23 protein-coding genes are annotated in these 21,966 nt (G+C 65.7%); 12 read left to right on the top strand and 11 right to left on the bottom strand.

Annotation, left to right across the window (positions count from 1 at the left end):
* Positions 1-5: 5 nt before the first annotated feature.
* The gene (locus J1M81_RS04920; protein ID WP_206497675.1) at positions 6-1,472 is read left to right on the top strand and encodes a M28 family peptidase; all 1,467 of its coding nucleotides are present in this window, start codon (positions 6-8) and stop codon (positions 1,470-1,472) included.
* Positions 1,473-1,508: 36 nt separating this feature from the next.
* Positions 1,509-2,330, top strand: coding sequence for an adenylate/guanylate cyclase domain-containing protein (locus tag J1M81_RS04915; protein WP_032365125.1), 822 nt, complete (start codon positions 1,509-1,511; stop codon positions 2,328-2,330).
* Here J1M81_RS04915 and thiD read toward each other — a convergent pair.
* A complete protein-coding gene (thiD, locus tag J1M81_RS04910) occupies positions 2,292-3,146 on the bottom strand; it encodes a bifunctional hydroxymethylpyrimidine kinase/phosphomethylpyrimidine kinase (protein ID WP_032365126.1) in 855 nt (284 codons plus the stop codon). The genes J1M81_RS04915 and thiD overlap by 39 nt on opposite strands.
* Positions 3,147-3,447: 301 nt before the next feature.
* Between thiD and J1M81_RS04905 the strand changes: the two genes are divergently transcribed.
* Together J1M81_RS04905 and J1M81_RS04900 are read left to right on the top strand one after the other, a co-directional pair.
* Positions 3,448-3,774 (top strand): GNAT family N-acetyltransferase, encoded by a 327-nt coding sequence (locus J1M81_RS04905; protein ID WP_027498479.1) that lies wholly within the window; start codon positions 3,448-3,450, stop codon positions 3,772-3,774.
* Positions 3,775-3,888: 114 nt separating this feature from the next.
* Positions 3,889-4,245, top strand: a complete 357-nt coding sequence (locus J1M81_RS04900; RefSeq protein WP_045840626.1) for a GNAT family N-acetyltransferase — start codon at positions 3,889-3,891, stop codon at positions 4,243-4,245.
* Between the two features lie 16 nt (positions 4,246-4,261).
* On the opposite strand, the gene J1M81_RS04895 is transcribed toward J1M81_RS04900, so the two are convergent.
* From J1M81_RS04895 to J1M81_RS04885, 3 genes are read right to left on the bottom strand one after another with little or no spacing between them, the layout of a single operon-like run.
* The gene (locus tag J1M81_RS04895; protein ID WP_206497881.1) at positions 4,262-5,077 is read right to left on the bottom strand and encodes an exodeoxyribonuclease III; all 816 of its coding nucleotides are present in this window, start codon (positions 5,075-5,077) and stop codon (positions 4,262-4,264) included.
* On the bottom strand, positions 5,074-6,018 hold the full coding sequence (locus J1M81_RS04890) for a GNAT family N-acetyltransferase (protein WP_045840665.1): 945 nt from the start codon (positions 6,016-6,018) through the stop codon (positions 5,074-5,076). Before J1M81_RS04890 ends, J1M81_RS04895 begins: the two co-directional genes overlap by 4 nt.
* 35 nt (positions 6,019-6,053) lie before the next feature.
* The gene (locus tag J1M81_RS04885; RefSeq protein WP_027498476.1) at positions 6,054-6,656 is read right to left on the bottom strand and encodes a peptide deformylase; all 603 of its coding nucleotides are present in this window, start codon (positions 6,654-6,656) and stop codon (positions 6,054-6,056) included.
* Between the two features lie 295 nt (positions 6,657-6,951).
* Between J1M81_RS04885 and J1M81_RS04880 the strand changes: the two genes are divergently transcribed.
* From J1M81_RS04880 to J1M81_RS04860, 5 genes are all read left to right on the top strand, one after another.
* A complete protein-coding gene (locus J1M81_RS04880; protein WP_032365130.1) occupies positions 6,952-7,287 on the top strand; it encodes a DUF3263 domain-containing protein in 336 nt (111 codons plus the stop codon).
* Positions 7,288-7,390: 103 nt separating this feature from the next.
* Complete coding sequence (locus tag J1M81_RS04875; RefSeq protein ID WP_230593534.1) at positions 7,391-7,927, top strand: LytR C-terminal domain-containing protein; 537 nt, start codon at positions 7,391-7,393, stop codon at positions 7,925-7,927.
* 96 nt (positions 7,928-8,023) lie between these two features.
* The gene (locus J1M81_RS04870; protein WP_032365131.1) at positions 8,024-8,746 is read left to right on the top strand and encodes a superoxide dismutase family protein; all 723 of its coding nucleotides are present in this window, start codon (positions 8,024-8,026) and stop codon (positions 8,744-8,746) included.
* Between the two features lies 1 nt (position 8,747).
* Positions 8,748-9,878 (top strand): glutamate--cysteine ligase, encoded by a 1,131-nt coding sequence (locus J1M81_RS04865; protein WP_027498472.1) that lies wholly within the window; start codon positions 8,748-8,750, stop codon positions 9,876-9,878.
* A gap of 38 nt (positions 9,879-9,916) precedes the next feature.
* Positions 9,917-11,206, top strand: coding sequence for a phosphatase PAP2 family protein (locus J1M81_RS04860; protein WP_032401074.1), 1,290 nt, complete (start codon positions 9,917-9,919; stop codon positions 11,204-11,206).
* Here the strand turns inward: J1M81_RS04860 and mnhG are convergent.
* The 6 genes from mnhG to J1M81_RS04830 are packed head-to-tail and all read right to left on the bottom strand — an operon-like array spanning position 11,172 to position 17,565.
* A complete protein-coding gene (gene mnhG / locus J1M81_RS04855) occupies positions 11,172-11,513 on the bottom strand; it encodes a monovalent cation/H(+) antiporter subunit G (protein WP_032374729.1) in 342 nt (113 codons plus the stop codon). The two genes, J1M81_RS04860 and mnhG, sit on opposite strands and share 35 nt — an antisense overlap.
* A complete protein-coding gene (locus J1M81_RS04850; protein ID WP_032401073.1) occupies positions 11,510-11,767 on the bottom strand; it encodes a monovalent cation/H+ antiporter complex subunit F in 258 nt (85 codons plus the stop codon). The genes mnhG and J1M81_RS04850 overlap by 4 nt, the downstream gene beginning before the upstream one ends.
* Positions 11,764-12,405 (bottom strand): Na+/H+ antiporter subunit E, encoded by a 642-nt coding sequence (locus tag J1M81_RS04845; protein ID WP_371828124.1) that lies wholly within the window; start codon positions 12,403-12,405, stop codon positions 11,764-11,766. The genes J1M81_RS04850 and J1M81_RS04845 overlap by 4 nt, the downstream gene beginning before the upstream one ends.
* A 2-nt stretch (positions 12,406-12,407) precedes the next feature.
* A complete protein-coding gene (locus tag J1M81_RS04840) occupies positions 12,408-14,051 on the bottom strand; it encodes a Na+/H+ antiporter subunit D (protein ID WP_027498466.1) in 1,644 nt (547 codons plus the stop codon).
* Positions 14,048-14,719 (bottom strand): Na(+)/H(+) antiporter subunit C, encoded by a 672-nt coding sequence (locus tag J1M81_RS04835; RefSeq protein WP_032401071.1) that lies wholly within the window; start codon positions 14,717-14,719, stop codon positions 14,048-14,050. The genes J1M81_RS04840 and J1M81_RS04835 overlap by 4 nt, the downstream gene beginning before the upstream one ends.
* Positions 14,716-17,565 carry a Na+/H+ antiporter subunit A gene (locus J1M81_RS04830; protein ID WP_032401070.1) on the bottom strand — a complete coding sequence of 950 codons (2,850 nt, stop codon included), beginning with the start codon at positions 17,563-17,565 and terminating at the stop codon, positions 14,716-14,718. Before J1M81_RS04830 ends, J1M81_RS04835 begins: the two co-directional genes overlap by 4 nt.
* A gap of 248 nt (positions 17,566-17,813) precedes the next feature.
* Here J1M81_RS04830 and J1M81_RS04825 point away from each other — a divergent pair, with 248 nt between their 5' ends.
* The 3 genes from J1M81_RS04825 (at position 17,814) to J1M81_RS04815 (ending at position 19,697) form a co-directional block, all read left to right on the top strand.
* The gene (locus J1M81_RS04825) at positions 17,814-18,224 is read left to right on the top strand and encodes an NUDIX domain-containing protein (protein WP_052061644.1); all 411 of its coding nucleotides are present in this window, start codon (positions 17,814-17,816) and stop codon (positions 18,222-18,224) included.
* A gap of 60 nt (positions 18,225-18,284) precedes the next feature.
* Positions 18,285-19,037, top strand: a complete 753-nt coding sequence (locus J1M81_RS04820; RefSeq protein ID WP_032365137.1) for an isocitrate lyase/phosphoenolpyruvate mutase family protein — start codon at positions 18,285-18,287, stop codon at positions 19,035-19,037.
* A 105-nt stretch (positions 19,038-19,142) separates the two neighbouring features.
* Positions 19,143-19,697, top strand: a complete 555-nt coding sequence (locus tag J1M81_RS04815) for an integrase core domain-containing protein (protein WP_241257734.1) — start codon at positions 19,143-19,145, stop codon at positions 19,695-19,697.
* 79 nt (positions 19,698-19,776) lie between these two features.
* Here the strand turns inward: J1M81_RS04815 and J1M81_RS04810 are convergent, their stop codons facing one another.
* Positions 19,777-21,960 (bottom strand): AAA family ATPase, encoded by a 2,184-nt coding sequence (locus tag J1M81_RS04810; RefSeq protein WP_032399585.1) that lies wholly within the window; start codon positions 21,958-21,960, stop codon positions 19,777-19,779.
* Positions 21,961-21,966 lie beyond the last annotated feature (6 nt).

Genomic DNA, 21,966 nt, shown 5'->3' with positions numbered 1-21,966 from the left:
CCGCTATGCGGATTTCCTTGCTTGCAGGTAGCGCCGTCACTGTCCTGATTCTGGCCGGTTGCTCGTCCTCCTCCGGTACGGGGGACGAGGAACCGGCCAGAGTTTTCGCGACACCCGACGGGGCCGGACTGTCGGAAGCGGTCACCGAGGATGCCCTCGTCGGGCACCTGCAGGAATTAGAGGACATCGCCGCCGCGCACGACGGTAACCGCGCGGCCGGGACTGCCGGATACGACTCGAGTGTCGATTACGTTGTCTCCCAACTGGAATCGGCCGGATTCGACGTCACCACTCCCGAATTCGATTTCGACACCTTCGAGGCGCAGACGCAAACCCTCTCGCTCGCGGGCACCGAGATTCCGGTGTTCGCGCTCAGCTACTCGCCCACCACGTCCGCCGAGGGGATCACCGCACGCGTCGTCGGCGCTCCCGCCGGGGCAGACGGGTGCGAGGCAACCGATTACGCCGGTCTCGACCTGACGGGAGCGGTGGCAGTCGTGCCGCGAGGGGTGTGCCCGTTCGGTGCGAAGCAGACCGTCGCCGCCGAATTGGGTGCGGCAGCAGCGATCATCGTCAACAACGAACCCGGACCACTGGATTCGGGAACGCTCGGTGATTCCGAGACCGCGAAGATTCCGACCGGCGGTGTCAGCCAGGAGGACGGGGCAGCGGTCCTCGCGGCCCCCGAGGTCACGCTGACTCTCGTCACGACGACCGAGTCGACCACGAGCCGCAACATCATCGCGCAGACCACCACCGGCTCGACCGAGAACGTGGTGGTCGCGGGTGCCCACCTCGACAGCGTCCCCGAGGGCCCGGGCATCAACGACAACGGCACCGGCACCTCCGCCGTGCTCGAGACTGCTCTGCAGATGGGCAGTGCACCCGAGGTGACCAACGCGGTCCGGTTCGCATTCTGGGGTGCCGAGGAGAACGGGCTCGTCGGTTCGACCAAGTACGTCGAGGGCCTGTCCGACGAGGACAAGCGAAACATCGCGCTGTACTTGAACTTCGACATGATCGGCTCGCACAACCCCGGCTACCTCGCCTACGACGGCGACGACTCCGACCAGGTCGGTGAGCCCGCGGGACCGGCCGGATCCGACGCCATCGAGCGTACGTTCGTCGAGCATTTGGCGGCCGACGGTATCGCCGTCGACGGTACGGATTTCGACGGTCGATCCGACTACGGCCCGTTCATCGAGGTCGGTATTCCCGCAGGCGGTGTCTTCAGCGGCGCGGACGAGAACAAGACTGCGGAGCAGGCCGCGAAGTGGGGCGGCACGGCCGATCAGACGTTCGACGAGAATTACCACACCGATCAGGACACCCTGGCGAACGTCGACCGCGCGGCGCTGGCGAAGAACGGTGCCGCCGTGGCGTACGGCATCGGCGTCTACGCGCAGTCGGTGGAGGGCCCCAACGGAGTGCCGGTCGGGGCTGCGCGCGAGGCAGCACGCGCCGAAGGGTAAGGGAAGTATGTGTAACCGTGAGTTACGCTCGATGCTGTGAACGCAGTCGTCTCCTCGGTGGTGGAGTGGGTCCGCACCACCAACCGAGCGCCCACCGTCGTCGGGGCGGTTCGGCGTGTGCGTCGCGCGTTACCCGGCGACCCCACATTCGGTGACCCGCTGTCGATCGACGGTCCGGGACGCGCACTGGCCGTCGCGCGCGTGGCGGACCGGTTCCTCGCTGCCAATGGACTCGACGACGAACCGGGCGCATCCCGCGAACTCGGCCTCGGTGCCCTGCAGGTGTGGCAGGCCATCCTCGAGCGAGCAGGCCGGGGCCGCGGCGACGAGGACGTCACGATCGTCTTCACCGACCTCGTCGGATTCTCGTCGTGGTCGCTGCGCGCCGGCGATACCGCCACATTGACGTTGCTTCGCAAAGTCTCCAAAGCCGTCGAACCAGAGGTCGTGTTCCGCGGCGGTCACGTCGTGAAAAGGCTGGGCGACGGCATCATGGCCGTGTTCGCCGACGCGGGCAAAGCCGTGGACGCCGTATTCGCGGCGCGTGAGGCCCTCACCAGCGTGGACGTCGACGGCTACACCCCGACGATGCGCGTCGGAATCCACACCGGAAGCCCGCGTCAGGTCGGTTCCGACTGGCTCGGTGTCGACGTCACCGTCGCAGCGCGGGTCATGCAGACCGGCGGAAACGGCAACATCATGATCTCGGCCGCCGCACTCGACGCCGTGTCACCGGAGGTGCTCGACGCGTTGCACGTGGTCGCCAAGCCTTATCGGCGCAGCTTCTTCGCTCCGAAGATCAAGGGCGCACCCGACGACCTACGCATCCTCCGACTCGTGCAGTCGCCACAGCGGTGACACCGGGCCGTGGCCCGCACCGAGGTCGTAGGACGCGGCCAGGCAACGGGTGACCCATTCCTTGCCGAACGCTACCGCGTCGGGCATCGAGTATCCGTGGGCCAGCGCCGACGCGATCGAGGCCGCGAGGGTGTCGCCGCCGCCGTGATCGTTGCCGGTGTCGATGCGTTCGCTGGTGAATTCGAGGAAGGTGTCGCCGTCGAACAGTAGATCGGTGCTGTGGGTCGAGGTGCGGAGGTGACCGCCCTTGACCAGGGCCCATTGCGCGCCCAATCCGTGCAGCGCCTCGGCGGCGCGACGCGCGCCGGCGTCGTCGACGACATCGATGCCGGTGATCAACCGAACCTCGTCGAGGTTGGGAGTCACCAGCGAGGCGATGGGAAACAGCGTGTGCCGGATGGCGTCGAGCGCCTCGGCGTGCAGTAGGGGGTCACCATGCATGGACGCGCACACCGGGTCGACGACGAGCGGCACCGGGTGGTCGCGGCCGATACCCACCTCGGTGCACACGGCCGTGACCGCCTCGATGATCGCGGTGGACGCCAGCATCCCGGTCTTCGCTGCGCCGACGCCGATGTCCGATACCACCGAGCGAACCTGAGCCGCGACGATCTCCGGCGGGATCTCGTGGAAGCCCGTCACGCCGACGGTGTTCTGGACCGTCACCGCCGCGACGGCAACACATGCGTGCACGCCCAACATGGCCATCGTGCGACTGTCCGCCTGGATTCCGGCACCGCCGCCGGAGTCGGTTCCGGCGATCGTCAGCGCGCGGACGGGAGTCTCGCCGTTGGGCGTGAGCGGTAGGAACTTCACGAGAGACGACAGTACCGGCGGGCCGCGATCGGCAGGGTCTCGGCAGGCGAGCCGCCGGAGGTGAATGTTGGTGAAAACATGGTGACACTTTGAATGTTGTTGTATCACAACGCCGCACGGGGACACTTATGAGCTGTACCAGCATCCGGTTCGGGATCGATGGACAAACCTACGCATCCGAAGGTTTGTTGGTAGAAAAGGTGACAGACCCACCTCGCGCATGTTTAATAGTGGTGCACGTCACATACCGTCTCGGTTCCGAAGTTCCTCCACCACTCCACACCCAGCAAAGGAGGCGTCCATGCTTGCGAGTTCTCCCAGTGCTGATGTCTCGATCAACAAAGACCAGAATCGCTTCGAGCTTCGACTGAACGGCGACCTCGTCGGCATCGTCGGATTCTTCGAAGTCGAAGGAAACGGAGCCCGTGCGACACGCACGCATGTCGTCTCCTTCATGCACACCGTCGTCACCGAGGACTTCGGTCATCAAGGCTTGGCCGGCATTCTGGTTCGCCGCGCCCTCGACAGCGCGCGGTCCTACGGCTGGAAGGTCAAGCCGGTCTGCACCTACGTCCAGCGCTTCGCGGCGGCCAACCCCGAGTACAACGACATGCTCGTCGCTCTCTGAGTACTTGCACTGCCCGGCCGGTCACGCCACGGCTGGTTACGTAAAGGACTCGACTCGGCGTCGATCGGTGCACTTTCCCCGCGACACTCGAGCAACTCTGGTCTCATAAGTGACATGAGTCACATCATTCACCGCCGCTCCGACGCGGCGATTCCGGTCGAGCGCCCCTCGGTCCGCATCGAGGACAACGCCGATCACAACAGATTCGATCTGTTCGTCGACGACGATCTCGTCGGCATCCTCGGCTATCGGTTCGGCGATGGCGACGACGCAGCCGGCGACGAATCGGTCGTCGCGCTGATGCACACGGTCGTCAAAGAGGAATACGGCGACCGCGGCTGGGCAGGAGTGCTCGTGCGCGCATCGCTGAACACCGCGCGCGACCGCGACTGGCGCATCGTGCCGATCTGCACCTACGTCCGTCGCTACCTGGCGCAGCACCCGGAGTTCTTGGACCTGGTCGTCGAATAGCAGAGACGGCCGCGGCTCAGCCGATCTCCACGATCACCGGAGCATGATCGCTGGCACCCTTGCCCTTACGCTCCTCGCGATCGATCGATGCGCCGGTCACGCGAGCCGTCAGGGCAGGTGAGGTCAACGCCATGTCGATACGCAGACCTTGTTTCTTCGGAAATCTGAGCTGGGTGTAGTCCCAGTACGTGAACGTCCTGGGCTCGGGAGTGAACTGCCGCGTCACTTCGGTGAAACCGGCCTCGGAGAATGCCGCGAAGGCATCACGCTCCGGCTGCGAGGTGTGAGTCTTGCCCTCGAACAGGGCGGGATCCCACACGTCGTCGTCGGTGGGAGCGATGTTCCAGTCGCCGACGAGCGCGATCTGCGCCTGTGGGTCCGCCGCCACCCACGCCTGCGCGTCGGCCTTCAGTGCCGCGAGCCACTCGAGCTTGTAGGTGTAGTGCGGATCGGCGAGCTCGCGGCCGTTCGGCACGTACAGGCTCCAGATGCGCACCCCGTTGCAGGTCGCTCCGATGGCTCGGGCCTCGTCTGCGGCCTCGACCTCGGGATCCTTGCTGAACCCGGGCTGGTCCTCGAAGCCGGCCTGCACGTCGTCCAAGCCGACGCGCGACGCGATCGCCACGCCGTTCCACTGACTGAGCCCGACGTGGGCAACCTCGTAGCCGATCTCGGTGAACCGCTCGTACGGAAACTGTGCGTCCTTGCACTTGGTTTCCTGCATCGCCAGCACGTCGACGTCGGATCGCTGCAACCAATCGACGATTCGATCCTGCCGAGAGCGGACGGAGTTCACATTCCAGGTAGCAAAGCGTACGGGAAGGAACCCTATAGAACGCGTCCGACAGGCTCGCGGCCGATCGTGTCGTCCGGGCGCGCGTAGCGATAGCGGTGATGCTCGCCGAATCCCAGATCGCGGTAGAGCGCCTGGGCATCGGTGTTGTCGACGGCCACCTGAAGGTATGCGTGCGTGGCGCCGTTCTCGCATCCCCACCGCACCAGCTCGCCGCACATCAGCGTGCCGAGACCGTTGCGGCGATGCTCGGGGGACACCCAGAGCGCGGTCAAGCCCACCCACGACCGACCGTCCGGGGCCGCGGTGACGGCGGCTCGGCCCACTGCGATCGATCCGACTCCTGCGTTCCCGATCGCGCCGAAACCGAGGGTTCCGTTGCGCACCGCCGAGACCACCTCGGCAGCACCCGTCGTCGCCTCTCGGCCTTGGTAGCGCAGAGAACTCAACCAGTCGGCGGTCGGTTCGGGGGTGACGGTGACAGGCGAGTCGCCCTCGCGTAGAACCAGATTCGAGATATCCGCCGCCATGACGACGGTCTCGTTGAACGTCGACCAACCGGCCGGTGCGGTCGCGAGACGGTCGGGGAGGGCGAGGATCGGCGTCAGTCCTCGTGCGTCGTATCGGGCGGAGATCGCGGCCACCGTCTCGGAATCTGCTGCTGCGCCGGGCTCGAGAGGCACCGCCGAATTGGCGCGCCCGGTGAAGCCGTGCCCGAAACGCAACTGCCAGCCGGTGATCCACTCCTGTTCGACACCCGGCCACCCGTCGGCCGCGGCCGCCTCGAGAGCCCGAATCTCCGAGGTGCGAACAGGTTTGGGGCCCAACGGCTTCAAGGCCACTATGCGATCGGCGGCCACCTGCACCAGAGCGCCGTCCTTGGCGCGGACCGACACCGCGACCGCGTCGGCCGACACCAATTCCCCGATGACGTCCGTCATCGGATGGGTGTGGCCGGGTGGCAGTCGGTACCGCAGCATCACCCGCGTCCCCGGCGGAACGGTCACGGCAGCGATCAGTCCTCGTCCTCGTCGTCGTGGCCGAAGGGGTCGTCGACGGTGCCCGGCACCCAGCTGAGGCCGGGGACGCCCCACCCGGAGCGCTTGATCGCCTTCTTCGCCGCTCGCGCGTGGCGACCGATGAGCACATCGGTGTAGAGGAAGCCGTCGAGGTGACCCACCTCGTGCTGCAACATCCGGGCGAAGAACCCGCGGCCCTCGATGTCCACCGGATCGCCGTTGGCGTCGGTACCGGTCACTCGCGCCCAGTCGGCCCGACCGGTGGGGTACTGCTCACCGGGGACCGAGAGGCACCCCTCGTCGTCATCGTCGGGGTCGGGCATCGTCTCGGGAATTTCGGACGTCTCGAGCACCGGGTTGACGACCTCTCCGCGGCGGCGGAAAACCTTGCCGTCCGCGCCCTGGTCGGGGCAGTCGTAGATGAACAGACGCTTACCGACGCCCACCTGGTTCGCCGCCAGTCCGACGCCGTTGGCAGCCGCCAACGTCTCGTACATGTCGGCGATCAGCTCGGCGAGCTCGGCCGGCGACTCGGTGACGGGATCGGTCGCAGTGTGGAGCACCGGATCGCCGACGATCCGGATGGGAAGAATTGCCATGGTCGACAAGGATAGTGGGTGACGCCCGGCCCACCCACCGGCCCGTCGGGAGCGGAGCCGGTGGACGAGTGTCGCACCGACGGTTCGGTCGTCGACGAACACGCCACGCGCGAGTACCTCGCGGGAGCCGGGTCCGGGCGGTCGAACGTGGTTGAATGATCCCCGAAGTACAACTGTGTAATTCGCTCGAAGTTCGGTCGGTACTCGTACGGGTGCCGGCAGCACTGGGGGAAGCAGATTTCCTCGGGGTCGGTTGTCGCACGGGCCCAGGGGAGTCGAGAAGTCGAGGAGTGGGATGGACGGCGCAGCAGCGCGTGACTCGAACCAGTCTCAGCAACCGGGATCGGACGGCTCTCACGATCCGAACGAAGTCGGTGCGGACGGCTTGAGCCGACGAGAGCACGACATCCTGTCCTTCGAGCGCCAGTGGTGGAAGTACGCCGGGGCCAAGGAAGAGGCGATCAAGGAACTCTTCTCCATGTCGGCAACCCGCTACTACCAGATCCTCAACGCGTTGGTGGATCGTCCCGAAGCCCTTGCCGCAGACCCGATGCTGGTCAAGCGACTGCGCCGTTTGCGTGCGAGCAGGCAGAAGGCCCGCGCCGCACGTCGGCTCGGTTTCGACGTCTGATCCCCCGCGCCGGGTTTCGACTCTGCCGAGAGATGTTGCTCCCTGGGGAAGGTGCAAGCTCCGTTAAAAAGGCCTCGATCGACGGTCGGCTAGGGTCGAGTACGTGAGCAGCCCCAACCCGGAACAGACCGGGCCACCCCTCCGTGCCCTGGCCATGGTGCTGATCTCGCTCGCGATCCTGTTCGCAGCGGTCGGTGCACTGTCTCTGACCGGCTCCGATTCCGAGGATGCCGCCGCAGAGGCGCCCGCTGCCGCGACGACGACGGCTGCCGCTCCGGTCGCGCAAGCTCCCGGTACCCAAGCTCCCGCCGCGCAGGCTCCTGCCGCGTCGTCGACCACGTCCTCCGCGGCAACCACCTCTCGCGCCGCCGCCGATGTCGAGGTGCGCGTGCTCAACAACTCCAACGTCTCCGGGCTCGCCGCCGGCACTGCGAGCACACTCACCGCCAAGGGCTGGACGGTCGCCGAGACCGGCAACTTCAGCGAAGCCCAGTTCGCCCAGACCGCGGTGTACTACGGCACCGACACCGGTGAGCAGCAGGCAGCGCAGACGATCGCCACCCAACTCGGCATTCCGGCCGAGCCCAAACCGAGTTCACTCGAATCCACCGCGGGTGTCGTCGTCATCGTGACGCAGTAACTCGCCGGCATGACAACCTGTCCGGTTCGGCCGAATCGGTCGGCACGTTATGATTTTGCAAGCCCTTCACCCTGCCCGAAAGAGGAGCACTCTTCGATGGACCTGTTCAAGCGACGCACTGCTGCGACCCGCTCTTTGCGTTACGTGGCCCCGGTCCTCGCGATCGCCGCTCTCGGGCTCTCCGCCTGCAGCAACGGCGAGGTCGCGTCCGACACACCCGGCACGGTGCCGCCGGTGTGGACCGGTGAAGCAGACCCGTCCGCGGCCGCAGTCGCCGGTGACGGTCGGGCAGAGAGTGGCTCGGAAGGCAGCTCCGAGAACATGATCGAGGGCGTGCTCCGCAACGCGTCCGGTGCCGAGGTGGGCACCGTGTCGTTCGCGTCGGAGGGCGAGAAGCTCACCGTCACGGCCGAGGTCGAGAACATGACGCCGGGCTTCCACGGCTTCCACGTCCACACCGTCGGGGCCTGCGAGCCCAACTCGGTGGCACCTACCGGCGGTGAGCCGGGCAACTTCCTCTCTGCGGGTGGTCACCTGCAGGTCGACGGACGCACCGAACACCCCTCCAGCGGCGACCTGTCGTCGATCCAGGTGGGCGAGGACGGCACGGGCCGCCTGGTCACCACCACCGATGCGATCACGCTGGACGACCTGCGCGCCGGTGGTGCCGGAACGTCGGTCATCGTGCACGAGGGCGCAGACAACTTCGCCAACATCCCGCCGCGGTACACGTTGCCCGACGGTGCTGCGGTACCCGACATGGCGACCCTGATGACCGGTGATGCCGGTGCTCGGGCGGCGTGCGCGGTACTGAAGTAGTTTGAACGCTCCCCGGATCGACTTCGCGAGTTCTCCGCGACCCACGCTCGGCGTGGAGTGGGAAATTGCGCTGGTTGACAAGAGCACGCGGGATCTCGTCAACTCCGCCGAGGCAGTCATGGACGGCGTTCGTGACCTCGCCGGAGACACGCCTCGGGTGACGAAGGAACTGCTGCGCAACACCGTCGAACTCGTCACCGGAGTGTGCGAGAACGTCGGGGAGGCCATGGAGGACCTCGGCGGCTCGTTGGACCTGGTGCGCCGAGCCGCGGATCCTCTGGGGATCGATCTGTTCTCGGCCGGGACGCACCCGTTCGCGGAATGGTCGACGCAGCAGCTGACCAGCTCCCCGAGCTACGACGAGCTCATCGCGCGTACCCAGTGGTGGGGCCGACAGATGCTCATCTGGGGCGTGCACGTCCACGTCGGGGTGTCCTCTCCCGACAAGGTCTTTCCCATCCTCAACTCGTTGCTGCTGCAATACCCGCATCTGTTGGCACTGTCGGCGTCGTCGCCGATCTGGGCGGGCAACGACACCGGATACGCCAGCAACCGAGCACTGATGTTTCAACAGTTGCCGACGGCCGGTCTGCCGTTTCAGTTCGACGACTGGTCGCAGTTCGAGGGATTCGTTCGTGATCAGCTCAAGACCGGCGTCATCGAGCAGCTCGGGGGCATGCACTGGGACATCCGCCCGGCTCCGAAGTGGGGAACCATCGAGGTTCGGGTGTGCGACGGCGCATCGACCAAGCGTGAACTCGCGGCCCTCGTCGCGTTGACGCACTGCCTGATCGTGCATCTCGACGAACGACTCGAAGCAGGCGAGACCCTGCCGACGATCCCGCCGTGGCACGTCCAGGAGAACAAGTGGCGAGCTGCCCGGTACGGCCTCGACGCCGAGATCATTCTCGACGCCGACAGCAACGAGCGGCTGGTCACCGATGATCTGCACGACTTACTGGAGAAGTTGACTCCGACGGCGGTCCGGTTGAATTGCGTCGACGAGCTTGCCGCGGTGGCCGACATTCCCCGCCTCGGTGCCTCGTATCAACGCCAGCGTGCAGTGGCCGCGAAATCCGGCGGCGATCTACGTGCCGTCGTGGAGTCGTTGGTCACCGATCTCCAATCGTGACCCTCTGTATTTAATTTTGTGTTCACTCAGCGTTTACGATCAACGGCGTGCTGCAGGGGGACGTCGAGAGCGTCGAGGTCGATGCGACACGTGAGGACTCTGTTCGTCCTCTGATCGTCGGTGCGGTCCTTGTCGCAGCGTTTCTGCTGACGCTGCAGGTCGTCGCGTGGAAATGGAACTTCCCCGGCCCGTTGCCGAGCATGTGGAACGACATGTTCGGAACACCGAAGTCGATGTCGCTGCCGTGGGCGGCGCTCGTCCTGGCCACGGTAGGTCTGAACAGCTCGTCCCGCCTGCGCGTACTGGCCGTCGCTGCCGCGCTCGATGCCGTCGTACTGGGCGGCCGGTATCTGTTGGATGTGCCACCGACCGTCGGGAACGGGCCGTCGCTGGTGCTGGTCGCGCTCGCGTTCCATGTCGTCCGGCGGCATGACGCTCGGGCGATGCGCGGCGTCGCCCTCGGCGCACTGTTGCTGCTCGCGACCAAGGCCGGCGATGCCTGGTTGCACATCACGACCTTGGTCCGGCCCTACGTTCTCGACGAATACGCATACGCCGCCGATCATGCGCTGGGAAATCCGTCCTGGGTGCTCGGCAGCATTCTGGACCGACTCGGCCCGGTCGCCGAGGGAACGCTGCACTGGATCTACATTCAGCTCCCCGTCGCGGCGATCATCGTTGCGCTGTACCAACTGCGTGGGGTCGCCGCGGGCTCAGCGTGGCCGAGACACTTCCTGTTCCGCACGTTCCTGCTCATCGGACTCGTCGGACCGGTGTTCTACCTGCTGTTCCCGGTGGTGGGCCCGATGTTCGCGTTCGAGTCGTGGCCGACGCAGTCGGTTTCGCTCTCGGGCAGCCTCGGCGAGATCCCGTTCGACTCGCAGACGCCGCGCAACTGCATGCCGAGCCTGCACACCGCGTGGGCTCTGAGCATCTTCATCCATTCCCGACGCGGCCCCTGGTGGCTGCGCACCGGCGGCACACTGTGGCTGTTGGGAACACTGGCTGCGACGCTCGGATTCGGTTACCACTACGGCGTCGACCTGGTGGCGGGCGCGGTCCTGTGCCTCACCATCGAATCTTTGCTGCGCGACCCGGAACGGGGATGGGACCGCGACCGGATCACGCTGGTGACCTACGGTTGCGTCGCGATGGCCGCCCTACTGCTGAGCTACCGCTACCTCGCCGAGGAATTCGCCGCGAACCCACTGGTGTTCGGTCCGCTCGTGCTCGGAATCCTGATCGGTATGGCGTTCGGATTCCATACCGCGTTCTTCGCCGATCGCTCGCGCTTCACTGATCGGGTTCGTTCGGTTCCATCTCGTTGACGATGAGCAGGCCGTCGCGCCCGCGCTGTTCCCGGTAGGCGACGCGTCCCACGGTGTGCGCAATCACCGGAGCAGTGACGAGAGTGAAGATGCCGACCAGCACCAGCATCCAGATGTCGACATTGCCGCGCAGGCTGATGATCGCGCCGACCAACACCATGATCAACCCGACCACCTGCGGCTTTGTGGCCGCGTGCATGCGCGAGAGGGTATCGGGAAAGCGAACGATGCCCACGGCGGCCGTGAAGGCCAGCAGAGCCCCCAACAGGATGAAGGTCGAGGCAATGACCTGGGCAATCGTGCTCATTCGTCCCTCACCCGGAATCGTGCGATGCTGACCGACCCGACGAAGCTGACCAGCGACAGCGCGACGATGGCTGGTACCAGCGTGGTGTCGCGGCTGTAGACGGCCCAGACGGCGAGGCCACACATGGAGACGGCAAGAATCGTGTCCATGGCCACGAGCCGGTCGAGCGTGCTGGGGCCGTCGAGCAGTCGGAACGCGGTGAGGATCGCGGCGGCGATCAGGAGGACGCCGGCTATTGCGAGAACAACGGTCACGACCAGTCCCCCTTCCTCTTGTCGTCGGTCTTCTTGTCGTCCCGAGGAGCGTCCGAATCGGCTTCCACGGGGTCGTCACCGAGCACCCCGTGGTACCGCTCGTACTCCTGGTAGTGCAGGGGGCTGGGCTTCCAGTCGGAATCACGCTCGAAGCCGGCGATGAACAGCTTCTCCAGATGCCGGACGTAGGCGTAGAAGCCGTCGACTGCCTTCTGGGTACCCATGTCCAGCACGTGCACGTACAACAGGCGTCGGGTGCGATCGATCTCGAGGACCATCGTGCCCGGCACGAGATTCATCGCGTCGACGAAGAGGGTGAGCACCAGATCGGACTTGATGGCGATGCGGCAGCGCAGCACACCGGTGACCGGCGGTGCCTTCGGGCGGATCGCCAACCACGCCACACTGACACTGGATTCGGCTGCGTAATAGAGAAATACGACTGCGAGCTTTACGAGCGAGAACACGTGGATGCGTCCCTCGACCGGCACCCGCGGCAACGGCAACAGCACCATGATGAGCAGGCCGACCGCGAGTCCGCCGAGGATGTTGGCCGCAGAGACGTTGCCCCACAACAGAACCCAGATAGCCGTCAACCATCCCAGTGTCCAGATTCGCAGCAGGAAGGAACGGTTCATCTTCATCGGGTGCCCTCCTCGTCTGCGCGTGCCTGTTCGTAGGCCTGATCGCCGACGAACTCGGCTCCACGCACCGCGTCGATGTACACCGAGCGATCCCGCAGATCCGCCGCCGCCCGATCGCTGATGTCGATGATGCGCCCGGCGAACACCGTCATCGCCAAACCGACGACGACCAGGCCGATCGTCGGGATCAACATGAAGGCGGGCATCCGGCCCACATCCTCGCGGTCACCGAACTGGATGTCCGAGGAATCGTCGAGCAGGGCAGAGGGGCTGTTGTCCGCGAGGTCGCCTTCCGGTGCGTCGGCGCGGGCTCGCCAGAACGCCTTGGTCCAGACGCGAGCAACCACGTAGAGCGTCAGCAGGCTGGTGACAGTGCCGCCGGCCACGAGCAACCAGGCCAGTACGCTGCCCTGGTCGCTGCCGGCCTGCAGCAGGGCGACCTTGCCGATGAACCCCGAGAACGGTGGAATACCACCGAGATTGAGGGCCGGCACCAGGAAGACGATGGCCAGCACCGGGCTGGCCGCGGCCAATCCGCCGAGCCGTCGCAGTGACGACGAACCGGCCTGACGTTCGATCAGGCCGACGACGAGGAACAGGGTCGTCTGCACCAGAATGTGGTGGGCCACATAGTAGATCGAGCCGGACAGTCCCGATTGAGTCGACAGCGCGACGCCGAAGATCATGTAGCCGATGTGGCTGACCAGAGTGAACGAGAGCAGTCGTTTGATGTCGCTCTGTGCGATGGAGCCGAGGATGCCGACGAGCATCGTCAGCAGGCCGCAGACCATCAGCACGTTGTCGAGTGAGCCGTCCGGGAACAGCAGCGTGTGCGCGCGAATGATGGCGTAGACACCGACTTTCGTCAGCAAGCCGGCGAACACCGCGGTGACCGGAGCCGGGGCTGTGGGGTATGAGTCGGGCAGCCACGTGGACAGCGGGAACACCGCGGCCTTGATGCCGAACGCAACCAGCAACACCGCGAAGATGGCCGTACGAGTGCCGGACGGGATGTCGTCCATCCGCACTGCGATGTGGGCCAAGTTCAGTGTTCCGGTGGCGCCGTAGACCAATGCGATGCCGATCAGGAAGATCAGCGAGGAGACCATCGAGACCATCACGTAGGACACGCCGGCGCGGACCCGGTCGGCACTCGCACCGAGCGTCAGCAACACGAACGAGGCGGCGAGCAGTACCTCGAAGCCGACGAACAGATTGAACAGGTCGCCGGCGAGAAACGCGTTGCAGACGCCTGCGGTCAAGGCCAGATAGGTGGGCAGGAAGATCGAGACTGGCTGATTCTCGCTGCCGTCGCGGATGCCCTGGCCGATCGAGTACACCATGACCGCGAGCAACACGATCGACGAGACGACGAGCATCATCGCCGACAGCCGGTCCACCACCAGCGAAATGCCCAGTGGTGAATCCCAGCCGCCGACCTGCAGTGCGCTGGTCCCATCGCGATCGGCGAGGTAGAGCATCATCGACGAAATCGCGACCACCGCGGTCAGCGCGGCGAGAGTGATGAAACGCTGCGCGCGGGGGCGACGTCCCAGCACCAGCGTCAGTGCCGCGGCGAGCATCGGGATGAGCACGGGCAGCGGCGTCAGGGCATCGATCACGCCCGGGGAGATCGTCACTTGTCGTCTCCCTTCGTGTCGTCGGAGCTGGAGTCGTCGGTGCTGGAGTCGTCGGTGCTGGGGTGCTCCGGTCGGCTGTCGTCTTTCTCGGCCGTGTCGAGTCCGTCGAGACCGCGGAGCTGGGGGTTGTCGTCGTCGTTGTCGAAGTCGCCGTCGTGCAGATCCTCGTAGCACTCCAGGTCTTCGAGGTTCCTGATCTGCTCGAGCGGGATCGGATTGCCCTTCGAGTCGAAAGCGTCGCCGCCGAAGCTCGGCTCACCGGTGACCGGGTCGTCGGAACGGTCGCGGTCCGGTGCTTCGGCCATCGAACGGCGCTGGGAGACCTTGGTGTCCTCGGGGTCGTTCTCGAGGTCGTCCTTGGTGTTGAGCGTGAACGATCGATACGCCAGCGCGAGCACGAAGGCGGCGATACCCATGGTGATGACGATCGCCGTCAGGATCATGGCCTGAGCCAGCGGATCGGCCATGTTCTGGTGCAGCGAGTTGTCTCGACCGACGATAGGCGGGGTACCTGCCGGGCCGCCGACGGTGAGCAGCAACAGATTGACTCCGTTGCCGAACAGCAGCAGACCGAGCAGCATCTTGGTGATGCTGCGTTCGAGCAGCAGGTACACACCCGATGCGACGAGAACGCCGACGATGACGAGCATTCCGACATCTGCGGTCATCGGGCACTCACTCGGCCTTGGCTCTGCATTTCCACCTGTGCGTCGAGACGCGCGCCGAGACTGCGGAGCACGTCGAGTACCAACCCGACCACGATGAGATAGACACCGAGGTCGAAGAACAATGCGGTGACCAGCTTGATGTCACCGAGAATCGGCAGTGTCACTTCCAACGTCGCCGACGACAGTGCCGGAGCGCCGAGGAACATCGACGCCACCGCCGTGCCGGCCGCGAAGATCAACCCGAGACCCAGGATCTTGCCTGCGTCGATCGGGACCGCTTCACCGAGCTCGTACCGGCCGCCGGCGAGATACCGCAGCACCAGCGCGAGGCCCGCCGTCAGACCACCGGCGAAACCGCCGCCGGGGGCATTGTGTCCGGAGAAGAAGAAGTAGATCGACAGCACCATGATCGTCGGGAAGATCAACCGCGTCGTGACCTCGAGAATCAACGAACGATGCCGCGGATCGATCAGATCGCCGCCGAGCAGCCACGTCGTCTCCGCCGCGTCGTTCGTGTCCGAGGACGATGCGGGGGCGTCGGACACCCGCGGAGCGCTGCCGAACCGGCGGTTGCGGAACACCAGGCTGGCCACGCCGGTCGCGGCGACGAGGAGTACGCAGATTTCGCCGAGTGTGTCCCAGGCGCGGATGTCGACGAGGATCACGTTAACAATGTTCTTGCCGTCGCCGAGCTCGTACGCGGCCTCGGGGAACTGCAGTGAGACCGGCGCGGCACTGCGGGCGTTCATCGCGAACGCGCCGAGCACGCTGACGGTCGCTCCGACGGCGACGGCGAGTGCGGCGCGGGGGCCACGCGAACCCGCCGAGCCCCGGTCGTCGACCTCGGCCGGTAGCTTGCGCAGCACCAGCACGAAGACCACGAGGGTCAGCGTCTCGACGAGGAACTGAGTCAGGGCGAGGTCGGGTGCACCGTGGATGGCGAAGATGACGCCGCAGCCGTATCCGGTGAGTCCGACGAGGATGACGCTGGCCAGACGGTTGCGCATCACTGTTGCGCCGAGGCCACCCGCGATCATGATCACTCCGATGACCAACTGCAGCGGGGTGTTCCAGAGGGTGTACTCCAGGCCTGGCTTCTGCCCGACGAGCAACACGATGATCGGCAGCAGCACCAGGGTCAGCAAGATGGTGCCCTGGGTGAGGGGGAGCGAACCGCGCTGCGTGGTGCCGGTGAGGCGGATGGACAGGGTGTCCATGAACTTGAGCACGTTGTCGTAGATGCGGTCTGCGTTGCCGAGCGGGGGATGCTCGAACTTGAGTCGGTTGACCACCCGATGTGCGATGAACAGCCCGACGCCGCCGGTGACGACGACGACGGTCAACGCCAGCGGCAGGTTGAACCCGTGCCACAACGCCAGGTGGTAAGGCTCCTGCCCGTACGACGGCAGGGTTCGGGCGTAGGGACTGACGATGTGGTCGACGACCGAGGACGTGAATCCGGCGATCAGACCCAGAACGGCGAGGAACGCGGGCGCGGCGAGGAACAAAGCGGAGGGTGCATGCATTGCTCTGACGGACGGGCTCGGACGCTTGAGCTGTTTGCGGGCGAACGCGCCCCAGACGAACCGAATGCTGTATGTGACTGTCAGAATCGAGCCGATCACCAGGCCTGCGACGACGACAGCCGCGACCGTGGGGTCGAGCGTCGGAGTGCTGATCACGGCCGACAGGGCTGTTTCCTTGCCGACGAACCCGATCATCGGTGGTAGTCCGGCCATGCTCGCCGCCGCGAGCGCTGCAATGGCGGCGAGCCACGGGGCCTTCTTGCCCAGGTGGGCGAGCTTACGAATGTCTCGAGTGCCGGTGGTGTGGTCGATGATGCCGACCACCATGAACAGGGTGGCCTTGAACATCGCGTGCGCGATCACCATCGTCAGACCGGCCAGCATGGCCTTCTCGGATCCGATGCCGACCAGGACCATCAGGAAGCCCAGCTGGCTGACCGTGCCGAACGCCAGAATGAGCTTGAGGTCGAAGGCACGGAGTGCTCTCCAGCCGGCCAGAATCATCGACAGCAATCCGAGGCTGATGACCGTGGCGCGCCACGGACCGGAGTCCGCGAAACCCGGAGCGAGACGCGCGACCAGGTAGATACCGGCCTTGACCATCGCGGCGGCGTGCAGGTACCCACTGACCGGTGTCGGCGCGGCCATGGCACCGGGCAGCCAGAAGTGCATCGGCACGATGGCCGATTTACTCAGTGCGCCGATGAGGATCAACACGATCGCCACTCCGGGCAGCCAGCCGCCCGGGGCGTTCGCGACGACGTCGGACAGGTTGTACGACCCAGCGGCCTGGCCGAGGACGATGATGCCCACCAGCATCGCCAGACCACCTGCGGTGGTGACGAGCAGAGCCTGCGTCGCGGCGCGCCGACTCGACGCGCGTTCTGCATAGTGGCCGACCAGCAGGAACGACAACACCGTCGTGATTTCCCAGAAGATGTAGAGCACGAGCATGTTGTCGCTGGTGATCAGACCGAACATGGCTCCGGAGAACGCGACCATCTCGGCGGCGAACAGGCCCAGCCTGGGCTCGTCGTCCTCGAAGTAGCGCGCGCAGTACAGCAGGATCAGCGAACCGATGCCCAGAACGAGCAACGACATGATGGCGGCGAGCGAATCGAAGCGCATGTCGATGTCCATCGACAGGCCGGGAACCCATTCGATGTGCAGCTTCTGGTCGGTGTTCCAGTTGCCGAACACCCAGATCAGGCTGAGCAGTGGCACCAGGGCCAAAGGGAAGAATGCAGTACGTCCCCACCATCGGACGAGAAGCGGCGCGAGCAGCGCGGCGGCGGCGTGCGCAAGAAGAATAGAGAGCAAAAATCACTCCGTCGTCTCGGTCGCCTCGGCTTTCGGGCCGGGGCGGTGGTCGTAGGGCGGCGATGAGTAGGGTCGTGAAATTGTGTGTGAAATCGACCTGGGTCTCCGAAGACTCGGTCTTTGAGAAATAGCGGACCGACCACCGAACGGTGGCGGGCACGTTTGTCGGTTTCCATCCTACTTTGCGTGGTCGACGGCGTGCCATGCGGTACAAACCGGACGTTTCCGATAGAGAGAGTCGATCGTCGATGAGTAATTCGAGACCCATTCGCACCGCCGGTCTTGCCTACGTTCGCCACCGCCGCATGCTTCAGACGCGGTCGACGGGCAAATCTGCCTTCTACATGGCCGGCGGCAAGATCGATCCCGGCGAGTCGCCCGAGCAGGCGCTGCACCGCGAGATCAGGGAAGAACTCGACGCCGCGGTCATCGACGTTCGGCTGCTCGGAGTATTCGAGTGCCAGGCCTGGGGCCATCCGATGGGCACCCCGCTCGAGATCACGTGTTTTCTCGCCGATCTTGCCGACGAGCCGACGCCGACCAGCGAGATCGCCGAGATTCGGTACTTCACTCGCGACGAGTACGCCGCCATGCCCGATGTCGCCCCGGGGTCGTTGATGGTGTTCGACCGAATGAAGGCCCTCGATTTGATCGACTGAAGCGCGTATGTTGGACGTGGGAGAACGTACGTTCTCCACAACCGCCGCGAAGGAGTCTCCATGACCGACCTGTCCCAGAAGGCCACCACCCTGCTCGAGCTGCACCAGCCGGGCAACCCGGTCGTCCTGCCGACCGTATGGGACGCCTGGTCCGCCAACCTCGCCGTGTCCGCCGGCTTCACTGCACTGACCGTCGGCAGCCACCCCGTCTCCGACTCGATCGGCAAGCCGGACAACGAGGGCATCACCTTCGACGAACTGCTCACCCGCATCTCCCAGATCTCCGCCGCCGTGGACGCACCGCTCTCGGTCGACATCGAGTCCGGCTACGGAGAAGACCCCAAGCGCCTGATCGACGGACTGATCTCCGCCGGAGCCGTCGGCCTCAACATCGAGGACACCGTCCACAGCGAGGGCGGCCGACTTCGTGAAGCACAGGAACACGCCGACTTCGTCGGAGCCCTCCGCGCGGCATCCGACGCCACCGACGTCCACGTCGTCATCAACGCTCGCACCGACCTGTTCGTCAAGCAGATCGGTGACGAGAACGATCGCGTCGACCGCGCCATCGCACGCCTGAAACTGGCCGCCGCTGCCGGTGCCGACTCGCTCTACCCCGTCGGCTTCCACAACGACGACGACTACAAGCGTCTCGCCGAAGAACTCCCGCTGCCCATCAACGCCATCGCCAACCCCGCCGAGGGCGACCTCTCGCACTTCGCTTCCCTCGGCGTCGGTCGCATCAGCTTCGGCCCGATCTTCCAGATGGTGCTCGCCAAGCGCGCCGAAGAAGTTCTGGCCCGCTGGAAGTGAGAGCGGCTGCGCCGCATGTGAGTGAAACTTCGTAGCCTGCTACGTGTTCAGTCTGGGGACATATGAGACACGAGATGTCCACGGACATGTGACACACGGGCTGTGATGATGCTGCGGGGCACTGTGACCGGCTATGGAGTAATCCATGGCCAGATCGGATGCCCGGATGTCGTCACCGGGTCCGGTGCCAGGCTCATTCACTCGAGCCCGTACCACCCGCAGACCAACGGCAAAGTCGAACGCCACCACCGCACCTTCAAACAGTGGCTCACCGACCAACCCACCCGGCCCGCCACCACCGCCGAGTTGCAGACATCGTGCAACCGCTACCAGAAGTTCTACAACAACGACCGCCGCCACAGTGCCGTGAACATGCCCCCGCAGCAGGCATGGAACCGCGCTGCAACCCTGGGCGGCCCGCAGCACCTACCCACCCAGGTCGACGCCACAGTCGGCACCCACTCCGTCTCCGGCTCCGGCGTGATCTCCGTCGGCGACCACACGATCTCGGTCGGACGGCCCCACGCACACACTCGCGTGACCGTCCTGCGCGACGGCAACCACATCACCACCTACACGGCCAGCGGAGAAGTCCTCGGCCACTTGCACCTGAACACCGACAAGCGCTACCAAGGACAACTCCACCGCCCCGCAGCCTAGAATCGTGTCTCACATGTATCGAGACACCCGTGTCCCACATGTATCAAGACAGCACACGTAGCCTGCTACGAGTTTCCGCTCACGACCCGTAGGCCCGCAGATGCGCCACCTGCTCGGGATCGAGTGACGGTTTGACCGTCGCCCGAGCGGTGGCGACATCGTCGGCGGTGACGTCCGCTGCGTCCATCGACCGACGCATCGCCGTCAGTGCGGCCTCGCGCAGCAGGGCCGCGCAGTCCGCGGCGGAGTAGCCGTCGAGATCGCGTGCGAGGGCTTCGAGATCGACATCCTCGGCGAGCGGGATCGACTTGCCCGACGCCTTCAGGATGTCCACTCGCGCATCGGCATCCGGCGGCGGGACGAAGACCAGGCGCTCGAGCCTGCCGGGCCGCAGTAGAGCCGGGTCGATCAGATCGGGCCGGTTCGTTGCGCCGAGAACGACGACGTCGCGCAGTGGTTCGACGCCGTCGAGCTCGGTCAGCAGTGCCGCGACCACTCGGTCGCCGACACCGGAATCCGAACTCTGCCCGCGACGCGGTACGAGGGCGTCTACTTCGTCGAGAAAGATGAGCGAGGGGGCGGAGTCGCGGGCGCGCTGAAACAGTTCGCGCACAGCCTTTTCCGAGGACCCGACCCATTTGTCCATCAGTTCCGCGCCCTTGACCGAGTGCACGCTGAGCTGGCCCGAACTGGCCAGGGCGCGCACCAGAAACGTCTTGCCGCATCCGGGTGGGCCGTACAGTAGAACCCCTCGCGGTGGCTCGATGCCCAAGCGCGCGAACGAATCCGGATGACGCAGCGGCCACAATACGGCCTCGGTCAGGGCCTGCTTGGTCTCGACCATGTCTCCCACGTCCTCGAGGGAGAGGCTGCCGATCGCCAATTCCTCGGCACCCGAGCGCGACAACGGCCGAATCACCTGCAACGCGCCGATCAGGTCGTCGTGCATCAGTGAGGCGGCGGTGGCATCGTTGGATGCCCGCGCAGCCGCTCGTAGCGCCGCTTCGCGCACCAGGGCAGCGAGATCGGCGACAACGAAACCCGGTGCCCGTGAGGCTATTTCGACAAGGTCGACATCTTCCTGAGGGACCTTCTTCAGTAGATGCTCCAGTAACGCTCTGCGACCGGCGGCATCGGGGAGAGTGAGGGTCAGTTCGCGATCGCACAGATCCTGCCCACGCACTCTGGCGTCGGTGGCCTCGGGATGTGCCGTCGTCACGATCAGTGCGAAGCCGGGAGTGTCGACGGCACGGCGCAGCACATCGAGGACGAACGTCGACGCAGGCTCCGGATCGGACGGCAGCAACGCGTCGACATCGGTGATCAGCAGCACCCCCGAGCCGGTCAGTTCGTCCACCGCAGCAGTGACGCGTTCGACGCGAGCCGACGCCTCCAATGCGCCGATCGACGGCCCGTCCAGCACGACGCATCGCCGTTCGCCGATGACGGCGCGTGCCAACGTCGTCTTGCCCACTCCGCCGGGGCCGGTGATCAGCACACCCAGATGCGGAGATGCGCCGAGGGTGGCGAGCAGTTCCGACTCGTCGAGCGCCAGTCGTAGCCACTCGGTGAGTTTGGCCTGTGCAGTGCTCATACCCACCAGGTCGGCTGCGCTGACGCGTGGCGGGGCCGCAGCTCCGGGCGTCGGAACCGATGTGGCCGAGGCCGATTCGGGTGATCCCGAGGCGACCGTGCCGCGTCCCCAGCTCACCGCAGAATTGGGTTGCACGCTCACGGGACCGCCGGAGGGTTCGACGGCCGAGACCGTCAACAGTTCGGTCGTCCACGCCACCCCGAACGTTCGCGACAGTGCCTGCGTGGCCGTCGACGTCGATGTGCCGGGCCCCAGATCGCGGGGGAGGAGCGACACGGTGTCGCCCACGGTGAGGACCTTGCCGAGTAGCGCTTGGCGCAGGGTGGCGTCGGAGATGGAACCGGTGGCCAGGGCCGATCCGGTGACCTTGACGGTTCTCGCCCCGTAGACCGTCACGGGAGCGACTGCCACAGAGGCATTTTCGCGTAGTCCGGCGTTGGAGAGCGTGACGTCGTCGAGCAGCGCGGTACCCTGCGGGATTCCGCTGGGAGCCTCGGCAACCACCGCAGCCGTACGCCGAGAACCGATGAGCGAGACGGCATCCCATTCCCGCAGACCGAGCGCCGCCAAGACCTCGGGATGGAGCCGGACGACGCCTCGTCTGGCGTCGGCAGCGGAGGTGTTCAATCGGGTGGTGAGAACGAGCTCGGGGGTTCGGGATTCGGTCACACGTCC

The sequence above is a fragment of the Rhodococcus sp. KRD175 genome, from assembly GCF_017168275.1.
In the GTDB taxonomy this organism is placed as follows: Bacteria; Actinomycetota; Actinomycetes; order Mycobacteriales; family Mycobacteriaceae; genus Rhodococcoides; species Rhodococcoides fascians.
The sequence above is the reverse complement of the archived record's forward strand: the minus strand, read 5'-3'. Positions and strand labels throughout refer to the sequence as shown.

Bases quoted from the DNA above. Each gene is read 5' to 3' on its own strand.
- J1M81_RS04920 (WP_206497675.1), top strand. From the start codon at position 6: ATGCGGATTTCCTTGCTTGCAGGTAGCGCCGTCACTGTCCTGATTCTG.
- J1M81_RS04905 (WP_027498479.1), top strand. From the start codon at position 3,448: ATGCTTGCGAGTTCTCCCAGTGCTGATGTCTCGATCAACAAAGACCAG.
- J1M81_RS04900 (WP_045840626.1), top strand. From the start codon at position 3,889: ATGAGTCACATCATTCACCGCCGCTCCGACGCGGCGATTCCGGTCGAG.
- J1M81_RS04890 (WP_045840665.1), bottom strand. From the start codon at position 6,018: ATGCTGCGGTACCGACTGCCACCCGGCCACACCCATCCGATGACGGAC.
- J1M81_RS04885 (WP_027498476.1), bottom strand. From the start codon at position 6,656: ATGGCAATTCTTCCCATCCGGATCGTCGGCGATCCGGTGCTCCACACT.
- J1M81_RS04880 (WP_032365130.1), top strand. From the start codon at position 6,952: ATGGACGGCGCAGCAGCGCGTGACTCGAACCAGTCTCAGCAACCGGGA.
- J1M81_RS04870 (WP_032365131.1), top strand. From the start codon at position 8,024: ATGGACCTGTTCAAGCGACGCACTGCTGCGACCCGCTCTTTGCGTTAC.
- mnhG (WP_032374729.1), bottom strand. From the start codon at position 11,513: ATGAGCACGATTGCCCAGGTCATTGCCTCGACCTTCATCCTGTTGGGG.
- J1M81_RS04845 (WP_371828124.1), bottom strand. From the start codon at position 12,405: ATGAACCGTTCCTTCCTGCTGCGAATCTGGACACTGGGATGGTTGACG.
- J1M81_RS04835 (WP_032401071.1), bottom strand. From the start codon at position 14,719: ATGACCGCAGATGTCGGAATGCTCGTCATCGTCGGCGTTCTCGTCGCA.
- J1M81_RS04825 (WP_052061644.1), top strand. From the start codon at position 17,814: ATGAGTAATTCGAGACCCATTCGCACCGCCGGTCTTGCCTACGTTCGC.
- J1M81_RS04820 (WP_032365137.1), top strand. From the start codon at position 18,285: ATGACCGACCTGTCCCAGAAGGCCACCACCCTGCTCGAGCTGCACCAG.
- J1M81_RS04815 (WP_241257734.1), top strand. From the start codon at position 19,143: ATGATGCTGCGGGGCACTGTGACCGGCTATGGAGTAATCCATGGCCAG.